Raw genomic sequence first — 26,791 nt, forward strand, 5'->3', positions numbered from 1 at the left:
GCTGCAAGAATGGGACCGTGACCCGCGCCTCCCTGAACAAGCAGCCGCACGAAGTCGCCTCGATGTTCGACGACGTGGCGGAACGGTACGACCTGACCAACGACGTGCTGTCGCTCGGTCAGGACCGGGTGTGGCGCAAGGAGGTCGCCAGGGCCGTCGACGCCCGCCCCGCCCAGAAGATCCTCGACCTGGCGGCGGGCACGGCCACCTCGTCGCTGCCCTTCGCCCGCACCGGCGCCTATGTCGTGCCCTGCGACTTCTCCATCGGCATGCTCCAGGTCGGCAAGCGGAAGCACACCTGGCTGCCGTTCACCGCGGGCGACGCGACGAAGCTGCCCTTCAAGGACGACACCTTCGACGCCGTCACCATCTCCTTCGGGCTGCGCAACGTCCAGGACACCGACACCGCGCTGCGCGAGATGTACCGGGTGACCAGGCCCGGCGGCCGGGTCGTGATCTGCGAGTTCTCGCACCCCACCTGGGCGCCCTTCCGCACGGTCTACACCGAGTACCTGATGCGCGCCCTGCCGCCGGTCGCCCGCGCGGTCTCCTCCAACCCCGACGCCTACGTCTACCTCGCCGAGTCCATCCGTGCCTGGCCGAACCAGCCGGCCCTCGCGGAGCGACTCCGGAAGGCCGGCTGGTCGAAGGTGGCGTGGCGGAACCTGACGGGCGGCATCGTGGCCCTGCACCGGGGCGTCAAGGAGAGCTGAGCAGCCCGGCGCGCTTGGTCAGAGTCCGGTCACGCACCGGACCACGTACGGGTCTCCCGGCTCGTCCAGTTCGCGTTGGAGGCCGCCGCGGGGAGGCCTCGGGACGCGGGGTTCATGGACGCCCCCGCCGCCCTCACCCGGACCGAGGTCGAACCACACGTACACCACCGAGTCCCGCGGCACCTCCGCACCGGCCTGCGGGTACTGGCGTACGACATAGTCGACGACGGCCTGGTGGAAGTCCTTGCGCTCCGGCGCGTTGACGAACAGGCCCTGTGCCTGGGCCGTCTCGCGTGCGTCGACGGCCATGAGTCCGACCAGACGCGGTACGCGCACTTCGGGCGTCTTGGGTGTTATGCGCACAGATGTCACCCCCAGCGGTACAGGAAGGGTAACTCCGGCCCCGCGGCGGCAGGAAGTGCCGAGTGTCTTTCTGTAACAGACCGCTACTCAGAGTGACAGCTTTGCAGGGTGAGCCGGAAGCAGAGCGCCTCTTCGTTGAGCCGGGGGTGCGGGAAGGTCTCCGCGAGTTCCATTCCGAGGCGCTTGGCGACCGAGATCGACCGTTCGTTGCCGGGTCTGACCATCGCCACCACGTCCGTGACGCCCGCCGCCCTGAGCCGCTCCAAAGTCATCTGTGCGGCCGCCGTGGCGTACCCCTGGCCCCAATGGGCCCGCCCGAGCCGCCACCCGATCTCGATCTCGCCCGTCGGCCCCCAGTCCTGCGGCCACGGCTGGGCGCCCGTGAAGCCGATGACCTGCCCGCTCTCGTCAACCATGGTCCACAGACAGAAACCCCGCTCGGCGTCGTGCCGGCGCTGGCGCGCGGTGAGCTCCTCATAGACGTACAGCTCCGCGGACCTGCCGCCGTGGAACTCCATGACGTCCGGGTCGTCGAAGACCCGGTGCCAGGCGACGGCGTCCTCGTCGGTGGGGACACGCAGCCGTACAACAGGCAGAGCTCGGTTCACTGGGGCAGCCCTTCAGCCGGGTGATCAATTCTGCTGAATAGACTGCCCATGTCCAGTGCCGGTCGGCACGCGGATTCAGAACTTGATTCCGAACTTGATTCCGAGCCTGGGGAGATCCCGCCGTGACCGAGCCCCTGTCCGAGAACACCGCCGATGTCATCGTCGTCGGCGCGGGGCCGGCCGGCTCCACGACCGCGTACCACCTCGCCAAGTCCGGACTCGACGTGCTCCTGCTGGAGAAGACCGAGTTCCCGCGCGAGAAGGTCTGCGGCGACGGCCTCACCCCGCGTGCCACCAAACAGCTCGTGGCGATGGGCATCGACATCTCCGAAGAGGCCGGCTGGCTGCGGAACAAGGGTCTGCGGATCATCGGCGGCGGCGTACGCCTCCAGCTCGACTGGCCGGATCTCGCCTCCTTCCCCGACTACGGCCTCGTCCGCAAGCGAGACGACTTCGACGAGCAGCTCGCCCGCCAGGCCCAGAAGGCCGGGGCGCGGCTGTTCGAGCGCTGCAACGTCGGTGCCCCGATCATCGACGACCGCACGGGCCGCATCACCGGCGTCCACGCGAAACTGGGTGAGGACAAGCGCGAAGTCACCTTCCACGCGCCCCTCGTGGTCGCCGCCGACGGCAACTCCACCCGGCTCTCCCTCGCGATGGGCCTGCACCGCCGCGAGGACCGCCCGATGGGCGTGGCCGTACGGACGTACTTCGAGAGCCCCCGCCACGAGGACGACTACCTGGAGTCCTGGCTGGAGCTGTGGGACCGACGCGGCCCCGGCGAGGACCGGCTGCTGCCCGGCTACGGCTGGATCTTCGGCATGGGCGACGGCACCTCCAACGTCGGCCTCGGCGTCCTGAACACCTCCGACTCCTTCAAGGAACTCGACTGGCGCGAGGTGCTGAAGGCCTGGTGCGCCTCGATGCCGGAGGAGTGGGGATACACCCCGGACAACATGACCGGCCCGATCCGCGGCGCCGCCCTGCCGATGGCCTTCAACCGCCAGCCGCACTACACCAAGGGCCTGCTCCTGGTCGGCGACGCCGGCGGCATGGTGAACCCCTTCAACGGCGAAGGCATCGCCTACGCCATGGAGTCCGGCCAGATCGCCGCCGACGTCATCGTCCAGGCCCACGCCCGCTCCACCCCCGCGGGGCGCGAAATGGCCCTGCAGCGCTACCCGCGCGTCCTCAAGGACACCTACGGCGGCTACTACACGCTGGGCCGCGCCTTCGTGAAGCTCATCGGGAACCCGAAGGTCATGAAGATCGCGGCCCAGCGCGGCCTGACCCACCCGCTGCTCATGAAGTTCACCCTCAAGATGCTCGCCAACCTCACCGACCCCACGGGCGGCGACGCGATGGACCGGATCATCAACGGGCTGAGCAAGGTGGCGCCGAAGGCGTGACGGGAGCCCCTCGGACGGAGCACCGTGGAGGGATGGACGTAGGGGTCGCGCTACCCGTGTTCGTCATCCTCATCGCGGTGTCGGTGTGGGCGCTGGTCCGCTCCCTCAGGCGCTGACCGTGCCCTGACCGCCGTTCAGCGCCTCGACGTTGGCGGCCCGGCGGGCGAACACCTCGTCCCGCCGGTCCGCCACCTGCCGCAGCGCCTCCTTGCGCTCCCGCCTGGACAGCCGGTCCAGATACACGTGCCCGTTCACATGGTCCGTCTCGTGGGCCAGGCAGCGCGCGAAATACCCGGTCCCCTCGATCGCGAGCGGTTCGCCGTCCTTGTCGAACCCGTGGACCACGGCCCGGTCCGGACGCGGTACGTCCATGACGGCGCCCGGCACCGACAGGCACCCCTCGCTGTCCTCGAGCAGCCTGCGCTCGGCCGGGTCGGACTGCTCGAGCACCGGGTTGACGATGTGCCCGACATGCCGGACCCCGTCGTCGTCCGGGCAGTCGTAGACGAAGAGCCGCAGACCGACGCCTACTTGGTTCGCCGCGAGCCCCGCGCCCTCGGCGATGTACATCGTCAGGAACATGTCGTCGATCAGCGCGGCGAGATCGGGCCCGAACTCGGTCACGTCCCGGCACGGCTTGTGCAGCACCTCCTCGCCGACCTCGGTGATGCGCCGAACCTGCCCGCGCCGGGCCTCGGGGGCGAGCGGCGGATACGAGTCGGTGGGCCTGCCCTGGACGAACACACTGGGCATGGTGATCTCTCCTGTCCTGTGGGTGTTGAGAATGCGGTTCAACAGAACACATCCAACAGCCCCAGGAGCGGACGGGGGAGCCGACGGGGGGAGCGGACGGGCCACAGCCGTGAACCCGCGGACGTCGGGGAGGAAGCACCAGCAGGGCCGCAGCCCCCGAGCGGCTGCGGCCCTGCCAAGCTGTTACCGGGTCAGAGAACCCGCACCGCTCCGGTCGGCGGGTCGTAGGACAGCGGCTTCTCGGCGACACCCGTCGAGGGGTTCTGCGCGCCGACGAACATGCCGTCACCGACGTACACCGCGACGTGGTACGCGCTGCCCGCGCCACCCCAGTACAGGATGTCGCCCGGCTGCAGGTTGCTCAGCGAGACCTGGGTACCCGCGGTCGACTGGTCCTGCGAGACGCGCGGCAGGTCGACGCCGACCTGGCTGAACGCGGCCTGGACCAGGCCGGAGCAGTCCCAGGAGTTGGGGCCGGTACCGCCGGAGACGTAGGCGTCACCGACCTGAGCCTTCACGAAGGCGATGACGGCCGCGGCCGAACCGGTGGCCGTGGACGAGCTCGTGGAGACGCTGGCGCTCGCCGAGGCGGACAGGGTGGCCCGCTCGGTGCTGCGCGAGGCGGCTTCCTCGGCGGCGGCCCTGCGGGCCTCCTCGGCCTTCTTCTTGGCCTCAGCCTTCTTCTTGGCCTCCGCGAGGTCCGCCTTGGCCTGCTTCGCGGCCTTTGCGGCGGCCGCGTCACGCTCGGCCTGCAGCTGGTAGTTGGCGGCCGCCTGCTGCATCGCGTCGGCGGACTCGGCGACCTGGCTGCCCAGGTCGGCCGACAGGGTGGGCAGTTCGAGGGTCTGCGTCGTCGACTCGGCGGCGAACGCCGAAGCCGACGCGCCCGCCGCTGCCATGCTGAGCACGCCACCGGCGACTCCGGCACGCACGGCGATCGAAGTCGTCGCGCTGCGGCGGGGTTTCCGGTGACTGCGTATGTGAGCGGTGTGGGACATGAGACCAACTGGTATCAGGGGCTCCTCCATACCTTCAAGAAACGTGGGCTGCGCCACAGTTGTTCAATCGGTGGCCCGAATCCCTGGCGCCCCACTCTTTATTGACGCCGTAACGGACATTGCGGACTCTCGTGATCAAGCCTGTGATCACGCCCTTTCGCTGTTACGCCCCAATTGCCCCGCATCTACCATCGGTTGGGGCCGATGGCCAAGCCCCCTTCTTGTGGAGCTCTCGCGCATGTGGCGGAGGTCACGCAACGGTTACGGCGACGGCTGCGTCCGAAGGTGATCCGCGCTCGTGAATGTGTGCACGCGTCCACATCGGTCCTCGCGGGTCCCTCCGAGGTGTGAATGCGGTCCACTACCAAGCAGTCGCGTCCAGCACCAATTTGCATGCAGGGGAAGTCTCTTGATATGGAGACGCCTCTCCCGACCTGCGCCGACTAGCGGAAATGTCACCTCTGGTGATCACTTGGACGCTTCTCGTGTGAAGATCGCCGCCGATCCGACTTCATGATCCTTCGTCTGGTGGTGGAGATCACAAAGCTTGTGCAATACCCCGTGTCGCAGATCACAGACCGGCAGGCATAAGATGCGGGTCAGTTGGGCTTGTGACCTGCTTCACATGTTCGCGATCTTCGTCGGGGCAGACGGAGGTCGGAGGGACGTATGAGTCAGGTGTGAAGTCCGATGCCATCGCCAGCAGTCAGTGCCGACTGAGAGGAGCGAGGAGCGGTGAACGCTTATGCGCCCATCCTCGTACTGGGAGCCCTCGGGGCAGGCTTTGCGATCTTCTCCGTGGTCATGGCCACGCTGATCGGTCCGAAGCGGTACAACCGGGCCAAGCTCGAGGCCTACGAGTGCGGGATCGAGCCGACCCCCACGCCGGCCGGCGGCGGGCGCTTCCCCATCAAGTACTACCTGACGGCGATGCTCTTCATCGTCTTCGACATCGAGATCGTCTTCCTCTACCCCTGGGCCGTCACCTTCGACGCCCTGGGTGTTTTCGGGCTCGTGGAGATGCTGCTCTTCGTGCTCACCGTCTTCGTCGCGTACGCGTACGTATGGCGGCGCGGCGGCCTGGAATGGGACTGAGGGGCCTTTAACTCATGGGACTCGAAGAAAAGCTGCCGAGCGGCTTCCTGCTGACCACCGTCGAGCAGGCCGCGGGCTGGGTGCGCAAGGCGTCCGTCTTCCCGGCCACCTTCGGCCTGGCCTGCTGTGCCATCGAGATGATGACCACGGGCGCCGGACGCTACGACCTGGCCCGCTTCGGCATGGAGGTCTTCCGCGGCTCACCCCGCCAGGCGGACCTCATGATCGTCGCCGGCCGGGTCAGCCAGAAGATGGCGCCGGTGCTCAGGCAGGTCTACGACCAGATGCCGAACCCCAAGTGGGTCATCTCCATGGGGGTCTGCGCCTCCTCGGGCGGCATGTTCAACAACTACGCGATCGTGCAGGGCGTCGACCACATCGTGCCGGTCGACATCTATCTGCCCGGCTGCCCGCCACGGCCCGAGATGCTGATGGACGCGATCCTCAAGCTCCACCAGAAGATCCAGTCCTCCAAGCTCGGCGTGAACGCCGAGGAGGCGGCCCGCGAGGCGGAGGAGGCGGCGCTCAAGGCCCTGCCCACGATCGAGATGAAGGGGCTGCTGCGGTGAGCGACGCGAACGGCACCAACGGCGTCAACAGGTCCGGGGAAGGGGTGAACCCGGAGAAGGACCTCGCCGCCTCCAACCTCCCCGGCCGGCGCGGCGAGGGCGGTGAGGAGATCCGCGTCCAGCGCGGCATGTTCGGCGCCGACAACGGCGGCGACACCTCCGGCTACGGCGGCCTGGTCCGCTCGGTCCGCCTCCCGGGACCGGCGGCCCGCCCCTACGGCGGATGGTTCGACGAGGTCGCCGACGAACTCGAAGGCGCCCTGGAGGAGCAGGGACTGCTCCCCGACAACGCGATCGAGAAGACGGTCGTCGACCGCGGCGAGATCACCTTCCACATCGAGCGCGAGCACCTGCTCCGTGTCGCCCGCACCCTGCGCGACGACCCGGCCCTGCGCTTCGAGCTCTGCACCGGCGTCAGCGGGGTCCACTACCTCCACGACAAGGGCCGCGAGCTGCACGCCGTCTACCACCTGCGCTCGATCACCCACAACCGGCTGATCCGCCTGGAGGTCAGCGCGCCGGACGCCGACCCGCACATCCCGTCCCTGGTCTCCGTGTATCCGACCAACGACTGGCACGAGCGCGAGACCTACGACTTCTTCGGGATCGTCTTCGACGGTCACCCGGCCCTGACGCGGATCATGATGCCGGACGACTGGCAGGGCCACCCGCAGCGCAAGGACTACCCCCTCGGCGGCATCCCCGTCGAGTACAAGGGCGCCCAGATCCCGGCTCCGGACCAGCGGAGGTCGTACTCATGAGCACGCAGCACGCAACTCCGCGGGAGACCACCGAAGGCACCGTGTACACGGTCACCGGTGGCGACTGGGACGAGGTCGTCCAGTCCGCGGCCCGCGCCGACGACGAACGCATCGTCGTCAACATGGGTCCCCAGCACCCCTCCACCCACGGAGTGCTCCGCCTGATCCTGGAGATCGACGGCGAGACGGTCACCGAGGCCCGCTGCGGCATCGGCTACCTCCACACCGGCATCGAGAAGAACCTCGAGTTCCGCACGTGGACGCAGGGCACCACGTTCGTGACGCGCATGGACTACCTGACGTCCTTCTTCAACGAGACCGCCTACTGCCTTGCCGTCGAGAAGCTCCTCGGCATCGAGGACCAGATCACCGACCGGGCCACGATCATCCGGGTGCTCCTGATGGAGCTGAACCGGCTCTCCTCGCACCTGGTGTGCATCGCCACCGGCGGCATGGAACTGGGCGCCACCACGATCATGATCTACGGATTCCGTGATCGTGAAATGATTCTCGACATCTACGAGCTCATCACGGGCCTGCGGATGAACCACGCGTACATCCGCCCCGGCGGACTCGCGCAGGACCTGCCGCCCGGCGCGGTGGACCACATCCGCGAGTTCGTGAAGAAGATGAAGAAGAACCTCCCGGAGTACGACAAGCTCGCCACCGGGAACCCCATCTTCAAGGCCCGTATGCAGGACGTCGGCTACCTCGACCTGGCGGGCTGCATGGCCCTCGGCGCGACCGGCCCCATCCTGCGCTCCACCGGCCTGCCGCACGACCTGCGCAAGGCACAGCCCTACTGCGGCTACGAGACCTACGAGTTCGACATCCCGACCGCCGACACCTGCGACTCCTACGGCCGCTTCCTCATCCGGCTCGAGGAGATGCGCCAGTCGCTCAGGATCGTCGAGCAGTGCCTGGACCGGCTGCAGCCCGGCCCGGTCATGGTCGCCGACAAGAAGATCGCCTGGCCCGCCCAGCTCGCCCTGGGTCCTGACGGGCTCGGCAATTCCCTCGACCACATCAAGAAGATCATGGGCACCTCCATGGAGGCCCTGATCCACCACTTCAAGCTGGTCACCGAGGGCTTCCGCGTCCCGCCGGGACAGACGTACGCGGCCGTCGAGTCGCCCAAGGGCGAACTCGGGGTGCACGCCGTGTCCGACGGCGGCACCCGCCCCTTCCGGGTCCACTTCCGCGACCCGTCCTTCACCAACCTTCAGGCCATGGCGGCGATGTGCGAGGGCGGCCAGGTCGCCGACGTCATCGTCGCTGTCGCGTCCATCGACCCCGTGATGGGAGGCGTCGACCGGTGACCACCAGTTCTTCCGAGCGGGGCGTCAGCCTGGGCATGCCCGAACTGCCCGCGCCCGCTTACCCGGACGACGTTCGAGAGAGGCTCGAGAGGGACGCGCGCGAGATCATCGCCCGCTACCCGGACTCCCGCTCGGCGCTCCTGCCGTTGCTGCATCTCGTGCAGTCGGAGGAGGGACACGTCACGCGCACCGGGATGCGGTTCTGCGCGGACGTGCTCGAGCTGACCACGGCCGAGGTCACCGCGGTGGCCACCTTCTACACCATGTACCGGCGCAAGCCCTCGGGCGATTACCAGGTGGGGGTCTGCACCAACACCCTGTGCGCGGTGATGGGCGGCGACGCGATCTTCGCGGAGCTCCAGGAGCACCTGGGCGTCGGCAACGGCGAGACCACCGACGACGGCAAGGTCACCCTTGAGCACATCGAGTGCAACGCGGCCTGCGACTTCGCGCCGGTCGTGATGGTCAACTGGGAGTTCTTCGACAACCAGACCCCGGCGAGCGCGAAGCGCATGGTCGACGACCTGCGCGCGGGCCGTCCGGTGGAGCCCACGCGCGGGGCGCCGCTGTGCACCTTCAAGGAGACCGCGCGGATCCTCGCCGGCTTCCCCGACGAGCGGCCGGGGGCCGTCGAGGCGAGCGGCGGAGCGGGACCCGCGTCGCTGGTGGGCCTCCGCCTGGCCAGGGGAGAGACCGCACCCGCGCGCGTGGTCCATCCGCGCGACGGCGGACCGCACGACGAGCCGCAGGACAAGGCCGTCCACGAGCCGTCCCCGTCGGAGCACCTGAGCTCACACGACGCGCCACAGGACACGTCGGCCTCCGACCCGGCCCATCCGGCCGGGCCCGCCGCCGAGGAGGGGGAGTGATGACCTTGGCACCCGAACTGAAGGACACCAGCCCCGAGAAGCTGCTCGCACCCGTGCTGTCGGCCTTCTGGGACGAGGACAAGTCCTGGTCGCTGGACGTCTACAAGAGGCACGAGGGGTACGAGGGGCTCCGCAAGGCGCTCGCCATGTCGCCGGACGACCTGATCGCGTACGTCAAGGACTCCGGTCTGCGCGGCCGCGGTGGCGCGGGATTCCCGACCGGAATGAAATGGCAGTTCATTCCGCAGGGAGATGGAAAGCCGCACTATCTAGTTGTCAACGCCGACGAGTCGGAGCCCGGGACGTGCAAGGACATCCCGCTCCTCTTCGCGAACCCACACAGCCTCATCGAGGGCATTGTCATCGCGTGTTATGCCATCAGGTCGTCGCATGCCTTCATCTATCTGCGGGGTGAAGTCGTCCCAGTACTGCGGCGGCTGCACGCGGCCGTGAGCGAGGCCTACGCGGCCGGCTACCTCGGACAGAACATCCTGGGCAGCGGCCTCGATCTCGAACTCACCGTGCACGCGGGCGCAGGCGCGTACATCTGCGGTGAGGAGACCGCACTGCTCGACTCGCTCGAAGGCCGCCGTGGTCAACCGCGGCTCCGTCCCCCCTTTCCTGCGGTCGCAGGCCTCTACGCCTGCCCGACTGTTGTGAATAACGTGGAGTCGATCGCGTCGGTTCCCGCGATTCTGACCCGGGGCAAAGAATGGTTCCGGTCGATGGGCAGCGAGAAGTCCCCGGGCTTCACGCTCTACTCGCTCAGCGGCCACGTCGCCAGTCCCGGCCAGTTCGAGGCCCCGCTCGGCATCACGCTGCGCCAGCTCCTGGAGATGAGCGGCGGGATGCGACCCGGGCACCGGCTCAAGTTCTGGACGCCCGGCGGTTCCTCGACGCCGATGTTCACCGACGAACACCTCGACGTCCCCCTCGACTACGAGGGTGTCGGCGCCGCCGGCTCGATGCTCGGCACCAAGGCCCTGCAGTGCTTCGACGAGACGACCTGCGTCGTGCGCGCCGTCACCCGCTGGACCGAGTTCTACGCCCACGAGTCCTGCGGCAAGTGCACCCCGTGCCGTGAAGGCACGTACTGGCTCGTGCAGTTGCTGCGCGACATCGAGGCCGGCAAGGGCGTGATGTCCGACCTCGACAAGCTGAACGACATCGCCGACAACATCAACGGCAAGTCGTTCTGCGCCCTCGGTGACGGCGCCGCCTCGCCGATCTTCTCCTCGCTCAAGTACTTCCGCGAGGAGTACGAGCAGCACATCACGGGCCGCGGCTGCCCCTTCGACCCGGCCAAGTCCACGGTCTGGGCCGACTCCCGCACGGAGGTGAACGCATGACCGTGACCACCAACGCTCCCTCGGGCGGGGGAGAGGCGGCGGTCCCGCCGGAGGATCTCGTCACGCTGACGATCGACGGCGCCGAGATCAGCGTGCCCAAGGGCACCCTGGTCATCCGGGCCGCCGAAGAGCTCGGCATCGAGATCCCCCGGTTCTGCGACCACCCCCTCCTCGACCCGGCCGGCGCCTGCCGCCAGTGCATCGTCGAGGTCGAGGGCCAGCGCAAGCCGATGGCCTCCTGCACCATCACCTGCACCGACGGGATGGTGGTGAAGACCCACCTCACCTCGCCGGTCGCCGAGAAGGCCCAGCACGGTGTGATGGAGCTCCTCCTCATCAACCACCCGCTGGACTGCCCGGTCTGCGACAAGGGCGGCGAGTGCCCCCTGCAGAACCAGGCGATGTCCCACGGCCAGGCCGAGTCCCGGTTCGAGGGCAAGAAGCGGACGTACGAGAAGCCCGTCCCGATCTCCACACAGGTGCTGCTCGACCGCGAGCGGTGCGTGCTGTGCGCCCGCTGCACCCGCTTCTCCAACCAGATCGCGGGCGACCCCATGATCGAACTGGTCGAGCGGGGCGCGCTCCAGCAGGTCGGCACCGGCGAGGGCGACCCCTTCGAGTCGTACTTCTCCGGCAACACCATCCAGATCTGCCCGGTCGGCGCGCTGACGTCGGCGGCGTACCGATTCCGCTCCCGCCCCTTCGACCTGGTGTCCTCCCCGAGCGTGTGCGAGCACTGCTCCGGCGGCTGTGCCACCCGCACCGACCACCGGCGCGGCAAGGTCATGCGCAAGCTCGCGGCCAACGACCCCGAGGTCAACGAGGAGTGGATCTGCGACAAGGGGCGCTTCGCCTTCCGGTACGCGCAGCAGCGGGACCGGCTGGAGCACCCGCTGGTCCGCAACCCCGAGGGTGAGCTGGTGCGGGCCTCCTGGCCGGAAGCCCTCCAGATCGCCGCCCAGGGACTGCTCGCCTCGCGCGGCCGGGCCGGAGTCCTCACCGGCGGCCGCCTCACCATCGAGGACGCTTACGCGTACAGCAAGTTCGCGCGCGTGGCGCTCGACACCAACGACGTCGACTTCCGCGCGCGCGTGCACAGCAGCGAGGAGGCCGACTTCCTGGCCGCGCGGATCGCGGGCCGCGGCCGTGACCTCGACGGTACGGGCGTCACGTACTCCGCTCTGGAGAAGGCACCGGCGGTCCTGCTGGTCGGGTTCGAGGCCGAGGAGGAGGCGCCCGGCGTCTTCCTGAGGCTGCGCAAGGCCTGGCGCAAGCACGGCCAGAAGGTCTTCTCGCTCGCCACCCATGCCACCCGCGGCCTGGAGAAGGCCGGCGGCACGCTGCTGCCCGCCGCTCCCGGCACCGAGACCGAGTGGCTGGACGCGCTGGCCGGCGAAGTGGGGCTGGAGGGCGACGGCAGCAGGGCCGCCGAGGCGCTGCGCACCGCGGGCGCGGTGATCGTCGTCGGCGAACGGCTCGCCGCGGCGAAGGGCGGACTGACCGCCGCCGTACGGGCCGCCTCCGCGACCGGCGCGCAATTGGTGTGGATCCCGCGGCGGGCCGGAGAGCGCGGTGCCCTCGAGGCGGGCGCGCTGCCGTCGCTCCTGCCGGGCGGCCGTCCCGCCACCGACCCGCGCGCGCGTGAGGAGGTCGCCTCGGTCTGGGGCGTGGCCGAACTCCCGCACCGCTACGGCCGGGACACCGGTCAGATCATCGAGGCCGCCGCATCCGGCGAGCTCCAGGCCCTGGTGGTCGCGGGCGTCGAGATCGCCGACCTGCCCGATCCGGCACGCGCGCGTGAAGCGTTCCAGGAGGTCGGGTTCGTGGTGTCGCTGGAACTGCGGCCCGGTGAGGTCACCGAGCTCGCGGACGTCGTCCTGCCGGTGGCCGCGGTCGCCGAGAAGGCCGGCACCTTCCTCAACTGGGAGGGCAGGGTGCGCTTCTTCGAGGCCGCGCTCAAGCCCGACCAGATGACCCGCAGCCTCGCACCCACCGACGCACGGGTCCTCCAGATGCTGGCCGACGCCATGGACGTACACCTGGGCCTGCCCGATCTGCGCACCACGCGCGCGGAGATCGACCGGCTCGGTCCCTGGGACGGACCGCACGGCACCGAACCGCTGGAGACCGGGGCCCCGTTGCCGCGGCCCGCCGCCGGAGAGGCCGTACTGGCCGGGCACCGGCTGCTGCTCGACCAGGGTCTCCTCCAGCAGGGCGACGAGGCGCTCGCCGGGACCCGGCACGCGGCACACGCGCGTGTGTCGGCCGCGACAGCCGCCGAGGTGGGCGTCAAGGAAGGCGACCTCCTCGCCGTGACCGGCAAGACCGGCGTCGTCGAACTGCCGCTGCAGATCACCGAGATGCCCGACCGCGTGGTCTGGCTCCCGCTGAACTCCACCGGCGGCGGCGTCGCCTCCGACGCCGGGGTGCTGCCCGGCTCCCTCGTCCGCATCGGCCCGGCCACGCTCGCCACCGAAGCACCCAAGGAGGTGGAGGCATGAGCCCATACGTCGCCGCCGAAGACCTCTCGGTGTTCGGCACCGATCCCTGGTGGCTCGTCGTCATCAAGGCCGTCTTCTGCTTCGCCTTCCTGATGGTGACCGTGCTGTTCTCCATCGTGTGGGAGCGCAAGGTCGTCGCCTGGATGCAGCTGCGCATCGGCCCCAACCGGCACGGCCCCTGGGGCATGCTCCAGTCGCTCGCCGACGGCATCAAGCTGATGCTGAAGGAAGACGTCATCGTCAAGCGCGCGGACAAGGTCGTCTACGTCCTCGCGCCGATCGTGGCGGCCATCCCCGCCTTCATGGCGATCGCGGTGATCCCCTTCGGCCCGTCCGGCAACGAGATCTCGATCTTCGGACACCGCACCGCGATGCAGCTCACCGACCTGCCGATCGCGATGCTCTACATCCTCGCGGTCGCCTCGGTCGGCATCTACGGCATCGTTCTGGCGGGCTGGAGCTCCGGGTCGACGTACCCGCTGCTCGGCGGTCTGCGCTCCTGCGCGCAGATGATCTCGTACGAGATCGCCATGGGCGCCGCCTTCGCCTCGGTGTTCCTCTACTCCGGGTCGATGTCCACCTCGGCGATCGTCGAGGCGCAGCAGGACCGCTGGTACATCATCCTGCTGCCGGTGTCCTTCATCATCTACGTCATCACGATGGTCGGCGAGACCAACCGCGCCCCCTTCGACATGCCGGAGTCCGAGGGCGACCTGGTCGGCGGCTTCAACACCGAGTACTCGTCGATCAAGTTCGCGATGTTCATGCTCGCCGAGTACGTGAACATGGTGACGGTCTCGGCCGTGACGACCACGCTCTTCCTCGGCGGCTGGCGGGCTCCCTGGCCCATCAGCACCTTCTGGGAGGGCGCGAACCACGGCTGGTGGCCGCTCCTCTGGTTCGTGATCAAGGTGCAGCTGCTGCTGTTCTTCTTCATCTGGCTGCGCGGCACGCTCCCGCGGGTCCGCTACGACCAGCTGATGAAGCTCGGCTGGAAGGTCCTCATCCCGGTCTCCGTGGTGTGGCTGATGCTCGTCGCGACCGTGCGGACCCTGCGCAACGAGAACTACGACTTCGCCGACATCGCGCTCTACGTCGGCGGCGGAGTCCTGGTCCTGCTGTTGCTCTCCTTCGTCGCCGACATGTTCCGCGAGAAGTCGAAGGCGGCAGCGCTGCCCGCCGAACAGCCGGCCGGATTCGACCCGATGGCGGGTGGATTCCCCGTCCCGCCGCTGCCCGGACAGGAGTTGCCGCCGGTACCGCGGCGCCCCTCGCGCCAGGAGCGGGAGCTGATTGTCAGTGGCGGGCCCGATACTCAGAGTGACGGATCTCTGGATGGAAAGGAGGCGTCCGATGGCTGAGGAACCCAAGGAGACCAAGCCCGGTTTCATGAACCCCGTCGCCGGCTTCGGCGTGACCTTCAAGGCCATGTTCAAGAAGCGGCTGACCGAGCAGTACCCGGAGCAGCAGAAGACCACCGCTCCGCGGTTCCACGGACGGCACCAGCTCAACCGCCATCCGGACGGCCTGGAGAAGTGCGTCGGCTGCGAGCTGTGCGCCTGGGCCTGCCCCGCCGACGCCATCTATGTGGAGGGTGCCGACAACACCGACGAGGAGCGCTACTCGCCGGGCGAGCGGTACGGCCGCGTCTACCAGATCAACTACGCCCGCTGCATCCTGTGCGGCCTGTGCATCGAAGCGTGCCCCACGCGCGCGTTGACGATGACCAACGAGTTCGAGCTGGCCGACAGCAGCCGCGCCAACCTCATCTTCACCAAGGAGCAGCTGCTCGCCGGCCTCGAGGACGGCATGGTCGACTCGCCCCACGCCATCTACCCCGGCATGGACGAGCAGGACTACTACCGGGGCCTGGTGACCGAGGCCGCGCCCGGCACCGTCCCCCAGGTCGCCGCCTCCAAGGGCGAGGTAGTCCAAGAGGCCGACTCCACCTTCGGTGCGGACGAACCGGCGTCGGAGAAGGTGATCGGGCGATGACCGCACCTCTCCAGCTCGCCGCCGCGGCCACTCTGGCCGCCGACACCTCCACCGGCGAAGCCTTCCAGTTCTGGGTCCTCGGCACTGTCGCCGTGATCGGCGCCCTGTGCACCGTCTTCATGAAGAAGGCCGTGCACAGCGCGCTCTGTCTCGCCGGCACCATGATCATCCTGGCGGTGTTCTATCTCGCCAACGGCGCCTACTTCCTCGGCGTCGTGCAGATCGTCGTCTACACCGGCGCGATCATGATGCTGTTCCTGTTCGTGGTGATGCTCGTCGGCGTGACCGCGGCGGACTCCCTGAAGGAGACCATCAAGGGCCAGCGCTGGCTCGCCCTGCTGTGCGGGCTCGGCTTCGGCATCCTGCTGTTCGCCGGCATCGGCAACGCCTCCCTCAAGGAGTTCAACGGCCTCACCCAGGCCAACTCCGGCGGCAATGTGGAGGGCCTCGCCACCCTCATCTTCACCAAGTACGTCTTCGCCTTCGAAATCACCGGCGCTCTGCTGATCACGGCCGCCGTCGGCGCCATGGTGCTCACCCACCGTGAGCGCACCGAGCGTGCCCTGACCCAGCGTGAGATGGCCGAGAAGCGCGTTCGCGAGGGCACGCACGTCCCGCCGCTGCCCGCCCCCGGCGTCTACGCCCGGCACAACGCGGTGGACATCGCGGGCCTGCTGCCCGACGGCACCCCCTCCGAGCTCACGGTCAGCAAGACGCTGCGCCAGCGCGGTCAGATCCGTGACGTCTCCGCCGAAGCCCTCAACGACCTCAAGGCGTTGGAGCAGCGCGCGGAGGAACGCCTGGAGCGGACCGAGATCGAACCGGCCACCTTCAAGAGGGAGGCGTCGAAGTGAACCCGGTCAACTACCTCTACCTCGCCGCCCTGTTGTTCACGATCGGCGCCACCGGCGTACTGATCAGGCGCAACGCCATCGTCGTGTTCATGTGCATCGAGCTCATGCTCAACGCCTGCAACCTCGCGTTCGTCGCCTTCTCCCGGATGCACGGCAACCTCGACGGCCAGATCATCGCCTTCTTCACGATGGTCGTCGCCGCCGCGGAGGTCGTGGTCGGGCTCGCGATCATCGTGTCGCTGTTCCGTTCCCGCCACTCGGCCTCGGTCGACGACGCCAGCCTGATGAAGCTGTAAGGGGTCGCTGAATCGTGGAGAACCTGATCGCGCTGCTGATTGCGGCGCCTCTGCTCGGAGCGGCGGTCCTGCTCACCGGCGGCCGGCGGCTGGACGCCGTCGGCCACTGGATCGGCACGATCCTCGCCGCCGCCTCCTTCGTGTTCGGCGCCATCCTCTTCGCCGACCTGCTCGGCAAGAACACCGAGGACCGCACGCTCATCCAGCACCTGTGGACCTGGGTGCCGGTCGAGGGCTTCCAGGCGGACGTCACCTTCCGCCTCGACCAGCTGTCGATGACGTTCGTGCTGCTGATCACGGGTGTCGGCTCGCTGATCCACCTGTACTCGATCGGGTACATGGAGCACGACGAGCGCCGCCGCCGCTTCTTCGGCTATCTGAACCTGTTCCTCGCGGCGATGCTGCTGCTCGTCCTCGCCGACAACTACCTGCTGCTGTACGTCGGCTGGGAGGGCGTCGGTCTCGCCTCCTACCTGCTGATCGGCTTCTGGCAGCACAAGCCCAGCGCGGCCACCGCGGCGAAGAAGGCCTTCCTGGTCAACCGCGTCGGCGACATGGGCCTGTCGATCGCGATCATGCTGATGTTCACGACGTTCGGCACCTTCGCCTTCGGCCCGGTCCTCGGCAGCCACGAGAAGCCCGGACTCGTCGAGGGCGCCTCCGAGGCCACGCTCACCGGCATCGCCCTGATGCTGCTGCTGGCCGCCTGCGGCAAGTCCGCCCAGGTGCCGCTGCAGTCCTGGCTCGGGGACGCGATGGAGGGCCCGACCCCGGTCTCGGCCCTCATCCACGCGGCGACCATGGTGACCGCGGGTGTCTACCTGATCGTCCGCTCCGCCAACATCTTCAACCTCTCCCCGGACGCCCAGCTCGTCGTCACCGTCGTCGGTGCCGTCACGCTCCTGTTCGGTGCGATCGTCGGTTGCGCGAAGGACGACATCAAGAAGGCACTGGCCGGCTCGACCATGTCGCAGATCGGCTACATGGTCCTCGCCGCGGGCCTCGGCCCCATCGGCTACGTCTTCGCGATCATGCACCTGGTGACGCACGGCTTCTTCAAGGCCGGGCTCTTCCTCGGGGCCGGTTCGGTCATGCACGGCATGAACGACGAGGTCGACATGAGGAAATACGGCGGTCTGCGCAAGTACATGCCGGTCACCTTCGTCACCTTCGGCCTCGGCTACCTGGCCATCATCGGATTCCCGGGCCTGTCCGGCTTCTTCTCCAAGGACAAGATCATCGAGGCGGCCTTCGCCAAGGGCGGCACCGAGGGCTGGATCCTCGGCGGCGCGGCCCTGCTGGGCGCTGCCATCACCGCCTTCTACATGACGCGCGTGATGCTGATGACGTTCTTCGGAGAGGAGCGCTGGAAGAACCAGCCCACCCGCTCTCCGGAGGCCCCGAGCGCGGAGCCCGCCGCCGAGCACCACGGCGAGCACGCCGAGCCGCACCCGCACGAGTCGCCCAGGTCCATGACGATCCCGATGATCGTGCTGGCCTTCGGATCGGTCTTCGCGGGTGGCTTCTTCAGCATCGGCGACCGCTTCCTGCACTGGCTGGAGCCCATCACCGGACACGACCACGGAGACGCGCCGATCAGCGCGACCACGGTGACGGCGGCCACGGTGACCGTGATGGTCATCGGCGTCGCGATCGCCTGGCTCCAATACGGCCGCCGCCCGGTCCCGGTCCTCGCCCCGCGCGGGTCGCTGCTCACCCGGGCCGCCCGGCGCGACCTGCTCCAGGACGACTTCAACCACGTCGTCCTGGTCCGCGGCGGAGAGCACCTCACCCGCTCCCTGGTCTACGTCGACCACACCCTGGTCGACGGCGTGGTCAACGGCACGGCGGCCTCGGTCGGCGGCCTCTCCGGGCGGATGCGCAAGCTGCAGAACGGCTACGCGCGGTCGTACGCGGTCTCCATGTTCGGCGGCGCGGCGATCCTCGTCGCCGCGACCCTGCTGATGAGGGCGGTCTGATACCGATGTCCTTTCCTCTGCTGACAGCGACGGCGGCGCTCCCGGCGATCGGGGCGATCGCCACGGCCGCCGTGCCGGCCGCGCGACGCACCGCCGCCAAATGGCTGGCGCTGCTCGTCTCCCTCGCCACACTCGCCCTCGCGATCGCCGTCCTGGTCCGCTTCGACCCGGACGGCGCCCGCTACCAGCTCACCGAATCGCACGCCTGGATCGCGGACTTCGGGGTCCGGTACGAACTGGGCGTGGACGGCATCGGAGTGGCGCTTCTCGCGCTGACCGCGCTGCTGATCCCGTTCATCATCCTGGCGGGCTGGCACGACGCGGACCCGCTGGAGACCGGAAGCAAGCGGTGGCGGCCGACACAGGGCTTCTTCGCCCTGATCCTGGCCGTCGAGGCGATGGTGATCATCTCCTTCGAAGCCACCGACGTCTTCCTCTTCTACATCTTCTTCGAAGCCATGCTCATCCCGATGTACTTCCTCATCGGCGGCTTCGGGGACCGTGCCCACGCGGGCTCCGACGAGAAGGCGGCGGCCCAACGCTCGTACGCCGCCGTGAAGTTCCTCCTCTACAACCTGGTCGGCGGTCTGATCATGCTGGCCGCGGTGATCGGCCTCTACGTGGTCGCCGGGAACTTCAGCCTCCAGGAGATCGCCGAAGCACGCGCCAACGGCACGCTCGACATGGCGACGAACACCGAACGCTGGCTGTTCCTCGGATTCTTCTTCGCCTTCGCGGTGAAGGCGCCCCTGTGGCCGCTGCACACCTGGCTGCCCAACGCGATGGGGGAGGCCACCGCCCCGGTCGCCGTGCTCATCACGGCGGTCGTCGACAAGGTGGGCACCTTCGCGATGCTCCGCTTCTGCCTCCAGCTCTTCCCGGAGGCCAGCAAGTGGGCGACACCCGCGATCCTGGTCCTGGCGGTGATCAGCATCATCTACGGGGCGCTGCTCGCGGTCGGCCAGCGCGACATCAAGCGGCTGGTGGCCTACGCGTCGATCTCGCACTTCGGCTTCATCATCATGGGCATCTTCGCGATGACCAGCCAGGGCCAGTCCGGCGCGACGCTCTACATGGTCAACCACGGGATCTCGACGGCCGCGCTGATGCTGGTGGCCGGCTTCCTGATCTCGCGGCGCGGCTCGCGGCTCATCGCCGACTACGGCGGTGTCCAGAAGGTCGCCCCGGTGCTCGCCGGCACCTTCCTGATCGGCGGCCTCGCGACCCTGTCCCTGCCGGGGCTCGCGCCGTTCGTCAGCGAGTTCCTGGTCCTGGTCGGCACGTTCGCGCGCTACCCGGTGATCGGCATCATCGCGACCTTCGGCATCGTGCTCGCCGCGCTCTACACCCTCGTCCTCTACCAGCGGACGATGACGGGCCCGGTGAAGCCCGAGGTCTCCGCGATGCCCGACCTGCGCGCGCGTGAGCTCCTGGTCGTCGCCCCGCTGGTCGTCCTGTTGATCTTCCTGGGCGTCTACCCGAAGCCCGTCACGGACATCGTGAACCCGGCGGTGAAGTCGACCATGTCCGACGTACACAAGAAGGACCCCAAGCCCGAGGTGGAGGCGGCCAAGTGAGTGCGACAGCCGTCCACAGCCTGTGGACAACCGCGGCCGACCCGATCTCCAAGATCGACGCGCCGAAGATCGAATACGGGCAATTGTCGCCCACCCTGATCATCCTGGGTGCGGCGATCATCGGAGTGCTGGTCGAGGCGTTCGTCCCGCGCAAGTCCCGTTACTACGCCCAGCTGTTCGTGTCCGTCGTAGCGCTGTGCGCCGCCTTCGCGGCGGTCGTCGCCCTCGCCTCCGACGGATACGCCACCACCAAGGCGGGCATCGCGGCGATGGGCGCGATCGCCGTCGACGGACCGGCCCTGTTCCTCCAGGGCACGATCCTGCTGGCGGGCCTGGTCGGCCTGTTCACGTTCGCCGAGCGCCGGCTCGACCCCGAGACACACGGCAACCGCGTCGACTCGTTCGCCGCGCAGGCCGCGTCCGTGCCGGGCAGTGACAGCGAGAAGGCCGCCGTGAAGGCCGGGTTCACCACCACCGAGGTGTTCCCACTGCTGCTCTTCGCGGTCGCCGGCATGCTGATCTTCCCGGCGGCCAACGACCTGCTGACGCTGTTCGTGGCCCTGGAGGTCTTCTCGCTCCCGCTGTACCTGCTGTGCGCCCTGGCCCGCCGCAAGCGGCTCATGTCGCAGGAGGCCGCGGTCAAGTACTTCCTGCTGGGCTCGTTCGCCTCCGCGTTCACCCTGTTCGGCATCGCCCTGCTCTACGGCTATGCGGGCTCGGTGTCGTACGGCACCATCGCGAAGGTCGTCGACGGCACGATCACCACCGTGGATCCGGCGCTCGTGGACACCATGGGCAACGACGCGCTGCTGCTGATCGGCGCCGCGATGATCGTCATGGGCCTGCTGTTCAAGGTGGGCGCCGTCCCGTTCCACATGTGGACGCCGGACGTCTACCAGGGTGCGCCGACCCCGGTCACCGGCTTCATGGCGGCGGCGACCAAGGTGGCCGCGTTCGGCGCGCTGCTGCGCCTGCTGTACGTCGTCCTGCCGGGCCTGCGCTGGGACTGGCGGCCGGTCATGTGGGCCGTCGCGATCGTCACCATGCTCGGCGGTGCGATCGTCGCGATCACGCAGACCGACATCAAGCGGCTGCTGGCGTACTCGTCGATCGCGCACGCGGGATTCATCCTCGCGGGTGTCATCGCGACCACCCCGGACGGAGTGTCGTCCGTCCTCTTCTACCTGGCGGCGTACTCGTTCGTGACAATCGGCGCGTTCGCCGTGGTCACGCTGGTGCGCGACGCCGGTGGTGAGGCGACACACCTGTCCAAGTGGGCGGGTCTGGGCCGTCGTTCGCCGCTGGTGGCCGCCGTGTTCGCGGTGTTCCTGCTGGCCTTCGCCGGTATCCCGCTGACCTCCGGCTTCGCCGGGAAGTTCGCCGTGTTCAAGGCGGCGGCGGAAGGCGGCGCGGCGCCGCTCGTCGTGGTCGGTGTGATCTCGTCGGCCATCGCCGCGTTCTTCTACATCCGGGTGATCGTGCTGATGTTCTTCAGCGAGCCGCGCCCGGAGGGGCCGACGGTCGCCGTGCCGTCACCGCTGACGATGACGGCGATCGGGGTCGGCGTGGCGGTCACACTGGTGCTCGGTGTGGCGCCGCAGTACTTCCTGGACCTGGCGAACCAGGCGGGAGTGTTCGTGCGCTGAGCTGCGCTGCCTAAACCGTGTTCATGCGGCGGGCCCCGGTTCCCTTGGAGGGAGCCGGGGCCCGCCGCGTACGGGGGCGCCGGTCCGTGGCCAGGGGCGGGCCGCGTATGACAGTGGCCGATCGAATGACCACGGAACGTCACAGGCCCGGCCTGTGGATAACTCCGACGCTGTCGGTCCCGGCCCCTATCGTGGAGGCAGTGGTCGAGGGACGACGTACGGGGGACGGGACTATGGGCGGGATGGGCGGTATCAGCGAGATGCCAGGGATCACCGGGACACCGGACGCGAGCGACAGCGAGGCACTGGCCACGCTGCACCGGGTCTTCGGATACGACGCCTTCCGCGGCGAGCAGGAAGAGATCATCGAGCATGTGGTGGCCGGCGGTGACGCCGTCGTGCTCATGCCGACCGGCGGCGGCAAGTCGCTGTGTTACCAGATTCCGTCCCTGGTCAGACCCGGCACGGGCATCGTCGTCTCACCGCTCATCGCGCTGATGCACGACCAGGTGACCGCGCTCAGGGCGCTCGGCGTGCGCGCCGGGTTCATGAACTCCACGCAGGACTTCGACGAGCGCCGCGTGGTGGAGGCCGAGTTCCTGGCCGGGGAGCTGGACCTGCTCTATCTCGCGCCGGAGCGGCTGCGGCTGGACGCCACCCAGGACCTGCTCTCCCGCGGCAAGATCGCCGTCTTCGCCATCGACGAGGCGCACTGCGTCTCGCAGTGGGGCCACGACTTCCGTCCCGACTATCTGACGCTGTCGGTGCTCGGCGAGCGCTGGCCCGACGTCCCGCGGATCGCGCTCACCGCGACGGCCACGCGTGCCACGCACGACGAGATCACCCAGCGGCTGAACATGCCGACGGCCCGGCACTTCGAGGCGAGCTTCGACCGGCCCAACATCCAGTACCGGATCGTGCCGAAGGCCGACCCGAAGAAGCAGCTGCTGGCCTTCCTGCGCGAGGAGCACGCGGGAGACGCGGGCATCGTGTACTGCCTCTCCCGCAAGTCGGTGGAGGCCACCGCCGAGTTCCTCTCCCGCAACGGCATCGAGGCGGTCCCGTACCACGCGGGCCTGGACGCGGGCACCCGCGCCGCCCACCAGTCCCGCTTCCTGCGCGAGGACGGCCTGGTGGTGGTGGCGACCATCGCCTTCGGCATGGGCATCGACAAGCCGGACGTCCGCTTCGTCGCCCACCTCGACCTGCCCAAGTCGGTCGAGGGCTACTACCAGGAGACGGGCCGCGCGGGGCGTGACGGACTGGCGTCCACGGCCTGGATGGCCTACGGCCTCAACGACGTCATACAGCAGCGCAAGATGATCCAGTCGAGCGAGGGCGACGAGGCGTTCCGGCGCCGGGCCGCCGCCCACCTGGACTCGATGCTCGCGCTGTGCGAGACCGCCCAGTGCAGGCGCGGACAGCTCCTGAACTACTTCGGCCAGGAACCGGAGCCGACGGGCTGCGGCAACTGCGACACCTGCCTCACCCCGCCGGAGACCTGGGACGGCACGGTCGCCGCCCAGAAGGTGCTCTCGACGGTGGTGCGGTTGCAGCGGGAGCGCGGACAGAAGTTCGGGGCGGTGCAGATCGTCGACATCCTGCTCGGCAAGCGCACCGGCAAGGTCATCCAGTTCGACCACGACCAGCTGTCGGTGTTCGGCATCGGCGAGGAGCTCTCCGAGGGCGAATGGCGAGGTGTCGTACGGCAGTTGCTCGCCCAGGGACTGCTCGCGGTCGAGGGGGACTACGGCACGCTGGTGCTGACCGAGGCGAGCGGTGCGGTGCTGCGGCGGGAGCGGGAGGTGCCGCTGCGCAAGGAACCGAAGAAGCCGGTGAGCGCCAAGTCGGCCTCCTCGTCCTCTTCCGGTCGGGGCAAGGCCAAGGCCGTGGTGGCCGAGCTGCCCGAGGCGCTGGTGCCGGCGTTCGAGGCACTGCGCGCCTGGCGCGCCGAGCAGGCCCGCGAGCAGGGCGTCCCGGCGTACGTCATCTTCCACGACGCCACGCTCAGGGAGATCGTCACGGTGTGGCCCACGTCCGTGACGCAGCTCGGAAGCGTCGGCGGAGTCGGTGAGAAGAAGCTCGCCACGTACGGCGAGGGTGTGATCGAGGTGCTCGCCGGGCTGGCAGACGGCGGTGCGGAGTCAAAGACACCGGACCAGGCCGGCGACGCGGATCCTGGCGCCGACCACTGGCCCGAGATGGACGGGGAGCCGGCGCCCGAGGACGACTGGATATAGCCGCCGCCGGGCGCCGGCGCGGGGAGCGGCGGAGCCGCGTAGGCCTTACGGCACGTCACAAGGCGTGCGTCGCGCGGGCCCTTGCGCCAACGTCACAAGGCCCGCCCCGCATACGCCCTGACGTCCGCGTCCGAGTCCGTCGTCGCCGTGGCCAGGGCCGCGCGTGCGTCGGCGGTGCTCGTGTGCCGGGTCAGGGCGAGGACGGCGGCCTTGCGGACGTCGGCGTTCGGGTCGGCGAGGGCCTTGGCGAGGGCGGGCACGGCCACGTTGGGATGGGCGGCGGCCAGCGCCGTCGCGGCACCCGACCGGACCTGCCAGGCGGCGGCCGACAGGGCGGCGACGGCGCGGGTGGCGAGGGGGGCGGGGCAGCCGGTGGTGCCCAGCGCTCCGTAGGCGGCCCCGCGTACCAGTGCGTCGGAGTCCTCGGTGAGCCGGGCCAAGGCGTCGAGGACGACGTCGAGGGGGCGCTGCGCCGACACCGTGGCCAGTGCCTTGGCGATCGTCACGCGGACCTCGCGGGAGGGGTCGGTACTTGCCGCGTGGGCGAGTTCCACCGCGGCGTCCACGGAGACCAGGGCGCGGACGGCCTCGATGCGGACGGCGATGTCCGAGTCGGTGAGGGCCCCGGCGAACAGTTCCGTGTCGCCGAGGCGCAGGGCACGCAGGACGTCCAGCGCGGCGGCGCGGACGACCGGGTCGGACTCGGCCAGGGCGGCGGCGAGACCCTCGCGGAGGGCGGGCTCGGGCGGGAGCGTCTCGACGAGTTCGCGCAGGGAGGCGGCCGCTGCGGCGCGGACACCGGAGTCGTGGTCGGTGAGGGCCTCGGCGAGGACCGGCCCGGTCCCCGGTGGCGCGGTCTCCGTGAGGACGGTGACGGCCGTACGGCGGACAGCGGGCTCGGGATCGGCCAGGTAGGTACGGACGACGGCGAGTTCGGGTTCCTGCTCGGCGAGAGCGAGGAGCTCGAGCAGCCGGGGTGAGACCGGCGCGGAAGAGCCGGGGGCGACCGGGGTGTCCGTCACGGTGTCGGCACCGGGTCGGTCGGCGGCCGTGTCGCTCGTGGCACCGAACTGCCCGACGGCGACCGGGGCCACCTCCCGCGCCCCCGCCGTCGCCACCACCTCGGCGTGCACCTCGCCGAGGTGCCGGGAGGGGCCACCGACGGGAGTGAACTCGTCGATCGGGACCAGATAGGGAGCCACGGGACGGGCCGTGAACTCCATCGCACCAGAGGGGGACTTGTGCAGATCGAGATGGTGGAACCAGGAGGCGTCGTCGCGATGGGGGTGATCGAGACGGTCGTGGTAGAGGCCCCAGCGGGACTCCGTGCGGGCGAGGGAGGCGCGCGCGGCCATCTCGGCGCAGTCGCGGATGAAGGAGACCTCGGCGCAGCGCATCAGCTCGTGCGCGGTGCGGGCACCCATCGAGGCGATGTCGGCGCGCATCCGCTCGAAGGACTCCAGGGCCAGCGACAGCCGCGCCCCCGACTTCGGCGGGGCCACGTAGTCGTTCACGAAGCGGCGCAACTTGTACTCGACCTGGGGCTGCGGAGGGCCGTCCGGGTTGCGCAGCGGGCGGTAGATCAGTTCGTGCGCCTCGCGGAGCTGGTCGGGCGGCAACTCCCCTTTGTACGGCGCGTACTGGGAGGCGTCCGCGCCCGCCAGGTCGCCGAAGACGAACGCGCCGATCATGTAGTTGTGCGGGACGCAGGCCAGGTCGCCGGCCGCGTAGAGGCGGGGGACGGTCGTACGGGCGTGGTCGTCGACGCGGACGCCGGAGGCCGAGTGGCCGCCGCACAGGCCGATCTCGGAGATGTGCATCTCGATGTCATGGGTGCGGTAGTCGTGACCGCGGCCCTCGTGGAACGTTCCGCGCGTGGGCCGTTCCGTGGAGTGCAGGATCGACTCCAGGGACGAGATCGACTCCTCGGGGAGGTGGCTCAGCTTCAGGTACACCGGCCCCCGGTCGGACGCGACCTCCGCCGCGAACTCGGCCATCATCTGGCCGGACCAGTAGTCGGAGTCGACGAAGCGCTCGCCGTGCCGGTTGACCTGGTAGCCGCCGAAGGGGTTGGCGACGTACGCGCAGGCGGGCCCGTTGTAGTCCTTGATCAGCGGGTTGATCTGGAAGCACTCGATGCCGGTGAGCTCGGCGCCCGCGTGGTAGGCCATGGCGTAGCCGTCGCCCGCGTTGGTCGGGTTCTCGTAGGTGCCGTACAGGTAGCCGGAGGCGGGCAGGCCCAGGCGGCCGCAGGCCCCGGTCGCCAGGATCACCGCGCCCGCGCGGACCGTGACGAACGCGCCCGTACGCGTGTTGAAGCCGACGGCGCCCACCGCACGCCCGTCCTCGGGAGCGGTCAGCACCCGCACCGGCATCACCCGGTTCTCGATGCGGATCCGCTCCCGCATCTCGCGCCGCCGCAGCTGCCGGTACAGGACCTTCTTGACGTCCTTGCCCTCCGGCATCGGCAGCACGTACGAACCGGAGCGATGGACCTGGCGGACCGCGTAGTCGCCGTGCTCGTCCTTCTCGAACTTCACGCCGTACGACTCCAGACGCTGCACCATCCCGAAGCCGCGCGTGGCGGTCTGGCGGACGGTGGACTGGTCGACGATGCCGTCGTTGGCGCGGGTGATCTCGGCGACGTAGTCGTCCGGTTCGGCGCGGCCGGGGATGACCGCGTTGTTGACGCCGTCCATGCCCATGGCGAGGGCGCCGGAGTGCCGGACGTGGGCCTTCTCCAGCAGGATCACGTCCGCGCCGTGCTCGGCGGCGGTCAGGGCGGCCATGGTCCCGGCGGTGCCGCCGCCGATGACAAGGACGTCGCAGGTGAGTTCCTCGGCGTCGGTGAGCGCGGGGATCTCCAGGGGAGGGTTCACGGAGGTGGTCACCGGGGG

General features: G+C 69.2%; 22 protein-coding genes. 17 read left to right on the forward strand and 5 right to left on the reverse strand.

Annotation, left to right across the window (positions count from 1 at the left end):
* The first annotated feature begins 17 nt into the window (after positions 1–17).
* Positions 18–713 carry a demethylmenaquinone methyltransferase gene (locus ACIBJB_RS33915; protein ID WP_398936383.1) on the forward strand — a complete coding sequence of 232 codons (696 nt, stop codon included), beginning with the start codon at positions 18–20 and terminating at the stop codon, positions 711–713.
* Between the two features lie 18 nt (positions 714–731).
* Here ACIBJB_RS33915 and ACIBJB_RS33920 read toward each other — a convergent pair whose 3' ends face one another.
* A complete protein-coding gene (locus ACIBJB_RS33920; RefSeq protein ID WP_398936732.1) occupies positions 732–1,049 on the reverse strand; it encodes a PASTA domain-containing protein in 318 nt (105 codons plus the stop codon).
* 110 nt (positions 1,050–1,159) lie between these two features.
* Positions 1,160–1,684, reverse strand: a complete 525-nt coding sequence (locus ACIBJB_RS33925; RefSeq protein ID WP_398936385.1) for a GNAT family N-acetyltransferase — start codon at positions 1,682–1,684, stop codon at positions 1,160–1,162.
* 122 nt (positions 1,685–1,806) lie between these two features.
* On the opposite strand from ACIBJB_RS33925, the gene ACIBJB_RS33930 reads away from it, so the two are divergent.
* A complete protein-coding gene (locus tag ACIBJB_RS33930) occupies positions 1,807–3,093 on the forward strand; it encodes a geranylgeranyl reductase family protein (RefSeq protein WP_057608008.1) in 1,287 nt (428 codons plus the stop codon).
* Positions 3,094–3,198: 105 nt separating this feature from the next.
* Here the strand turns inward: ACIBJB_RS33930 and def are convergent, their stop codons facing one another.
* A complete protein-coding gene (gene def, locus ACIBJB_RS33935; protein WP_398936387.1) occupies positions 3,199–3,846 on the reverse strand; it encodes a peptide deformylase in 648 nt (215 codons plus the stop codon).
* Between the two features lie 191 nt (positions 3,847–4,037).
* Entirely contained in the window at positions 4,038–4,844 is an 807-nt protein-coding gene (locus ACIBJB_RS33940) for a C40 family peptidase (protein WP_398936389.1), read from the reverse strand.
* Positions 4,845–5,579: 735 nt separating this feature from the next.
* On the opposite strand from ACIBJB_RS33940, the gene ACIBJB_RS33945 reads away from it, so the two are divergent.
* The 15 genes from ACIBJB_RS33945 (at position 5,580) to recQ (ending at position 23,894) form a co-directional block, all read left to right on the forward strand.
* Positions 5,580–5,939 (forward strand): NADH-quinone oxidoreductase subunit A, encoded by a 360-nt coding sequence (locus ACIBJB_RS33945; RefSeq protein ID WP_007383963.1) that lies wholly within the window; start codon positions 5,580–5,582, stop codon positions 5,937–5,939.
* Between the two features lie 14 nt (positions 5,940–5,953).
* Entirely contained in the window at positions 5,954–6,508 is a 555-nt protein-coding gene (locus ACIBJB_RS33950; RefSeq protein WP_007383964.1) for an NADH-quinone oxidoreductase subunit B family protein, read from the forward strand.
* The gene (locus tag ACIBJB_RS33955; RefSeq protein WP_398936392.1) at positions 6,505–7,269 is read left to right on the forward strand and encodes an NADH-quinone oxidoreductase subunit C; all 765 of its coding nucleotides are present in this window, start codon (positions 6,505–6,507) and stop codon (positions 7,267–7,269) included. Before ACIBJB_RS33950 ends, ACIBJB_RS33955 begins: the two co-directional genes overlap by 4 nt.
* Positions 7,266–8,588, forward strand: coding sequence for an NADH-quinone oxidoreductase subunit D (locus ACIBJB_RS33960; protein ID WP_398936394.1), 1,323 nt, complete (start codon positions 7,266–7,268; stop codon positions 8,586–8,588). The genes ACIBJB_RS33955 and ACIBJB_RS33960 overlap by 4 nt, the downstream gene beginning before the upstream one ends.
* The gene (nuoE, locus tag ACIBJB_RS33965) at positions 8,585–9,457 is read left to right on the forward strand and encodes an NADH-quinone oxidoreductase subunit NuoE (RefSeq protein ID WP_398936396.1); all 873 of its coding nucleotides are present in this window, start codon (positions 8,585–8,587) and stop codon (positions 9,455–9,457) included. Before ACIBJB_RS33960 ends, nuoE begins: the two co-directional genes overlap by 4 nt.
* Positions 9,457–10,806, forward strand: a complete 1,350-nt coding sequence (gene nuoF, locus ACIBJB_RS33970) for an NADH-quinone oxidoreductase subunit NuoF (RefSeq protein ID WP_398936398.1) — start codon at positions 9,457–9,459, stop codon at positions 10,804–10,806. Before nuoE ends, nuoF begins: the two co-directional genes overlap by 1 nt.
* Entirely contained in the window at positions 10,803–13,307 is a 2,505-nt protein-coding gene (locus ACIBJB_RS33975) for an NADH-quinone oxidoreductase subunit G (RefSeq protein ID WP_398936400.1), read from the forward strand. Before nuoF ends, ACIBJB_RS33975 begins: the two co-directional genes overlap by 4 nt.
* Positions 13,304–14,668, forward strand: a complete 1,365-nt coding sequence (gene nuoH / locus ACIBJB_RS33980) for an NADH-quinone oxidoreductase subunit NuoH (RefSeq protein WP_398936402.1) — start codon at positions 13,304–13,306, stop codon at positions 14,666–14,668. The genes ACIBJB_RS33975 and nuoH overlap by 4 nt, the downstream gene beginning before the upstream one ends.
* Entirely contained in the window at positions 14,661–15,302 is a 642-nt protein-coding gene (gene nuoI / locus ACIBJB_RS33985; RefSeq protein WP_398936404.1) for an NADH-quinone oxidoreductase subunit NuoI, read from the forward strand. Before nuoH ends, nuoI begins: the two co-directional genes overlap by 8 nt.
* A complete protein-coding gene (locus ACIBJB_RS33990) occupies positions 15,299–16,156 on the forward strand; it encodes an NADH-quinone oxidoreductase subunit J (RefSeq protein WP_398936405.1) in 858 nt (285 codons plus the stop codon). The genes nuoI and ACIBJB_RS33990 overlap by 4 nt, the downstream gene beginning before the upstream one ends.
* Positions 16,153–16,452 carry an NADH-quinone oxidoreductase subunit NuoK gene (gene nuoK / locus ACIBJB_RS33995; RefSeq protein WP_003974374.1) on the forward strand — a complete coding sequence of 100 codons (300 nt, stop codon included), beginning with the start codon at positions 16,153–16,155 and terminating at the stop codon, positions 16,450–16,452. The genes ACIBJB_RS33990 and nuoK overlap by 4 nt, the downstream gene beginning before the upstream one ends.
* Positions 16,453–16,466: 14 nt before the next feature.
* Positions 16,467–18,431 carry an NADH-quinone oxidoreductase subunit L gene (gene nuoL, locus ACIBJB_RS34000; protein ID WP_398936407.1) on the forward strand — a complete coding sequence of 655 codons (1,965 nt, stop codon included), beginning with the start codon at positions 16,467–16,469 and terminating at the stop codon, positions 18,429–18,431.
* Positions 18,432–18,436: 5 nt separating this feature from the next.
* Entirely contained in the window at positions 18,437–20,008 is a 1,572-nt protein-coding gene (locus tag ACIBJB_RS34005; RefSeq protein ID WP_398936409.1) for an NADH-quinone oxidoreductase subunit M, read from the forward strand.
* Complete coding sequence (nuoN, locus tag ACIBJB_RS34010) at positions 20,005–21,654, forward strand: NADH-quinone oxidoreductase subunit NuoN (protein WP_311718327.1); 1,650 nt, start codon at positions 20,005–20,007, stop codon at positions 21,652–21,654. Before ACIBJB_RS34005 ends, nuoN begins: the two co-directional genes overlap by 4 nt.
* Before the next feature lie 233 nt (positions 21,655–21,887).
* Positions 21,888–23,894, forward strand: a complete 2,007-nt coding sequence (recQ, locus tag ACIBJB_RS34015; protein WP_398936734.1) for a DNA helicase RecQ — start codon at positions 21,888–21,890, stop codon at positions 23,892–23,894.
* A 92-nt stretch (positions 23,895–23,986) separates the two neighbouring features.
* Here recQ and ACIBJB_RS34020 read toward each other — a convergent pair whose 3' ends face one another.
* On the reverse strand, positions 23,987–26,785 hold the full coding sequence (locus ACIBJB_RS34020; protein ID WP_398936411.1) for a fumarate reductase/succinate dehydrogenase flavoprotein subunit: 2,799 nt from the start codon (positions 26,783–26,785) through the stop codon (positions 23,987–23,989).
* Between the last annotated feature and the right edge of the window lie 6 nt (positions 26,786–26,791).

Source organism: Streptomyces sp. NPDC050759, assembly GCF_044456945.1.
Taxonomy (GTDB): domain Bacteria; phylum Actinomycetota; class Actinomycetes; order Streptomycetales; family Streptomycetaceae; genus Streptomyces.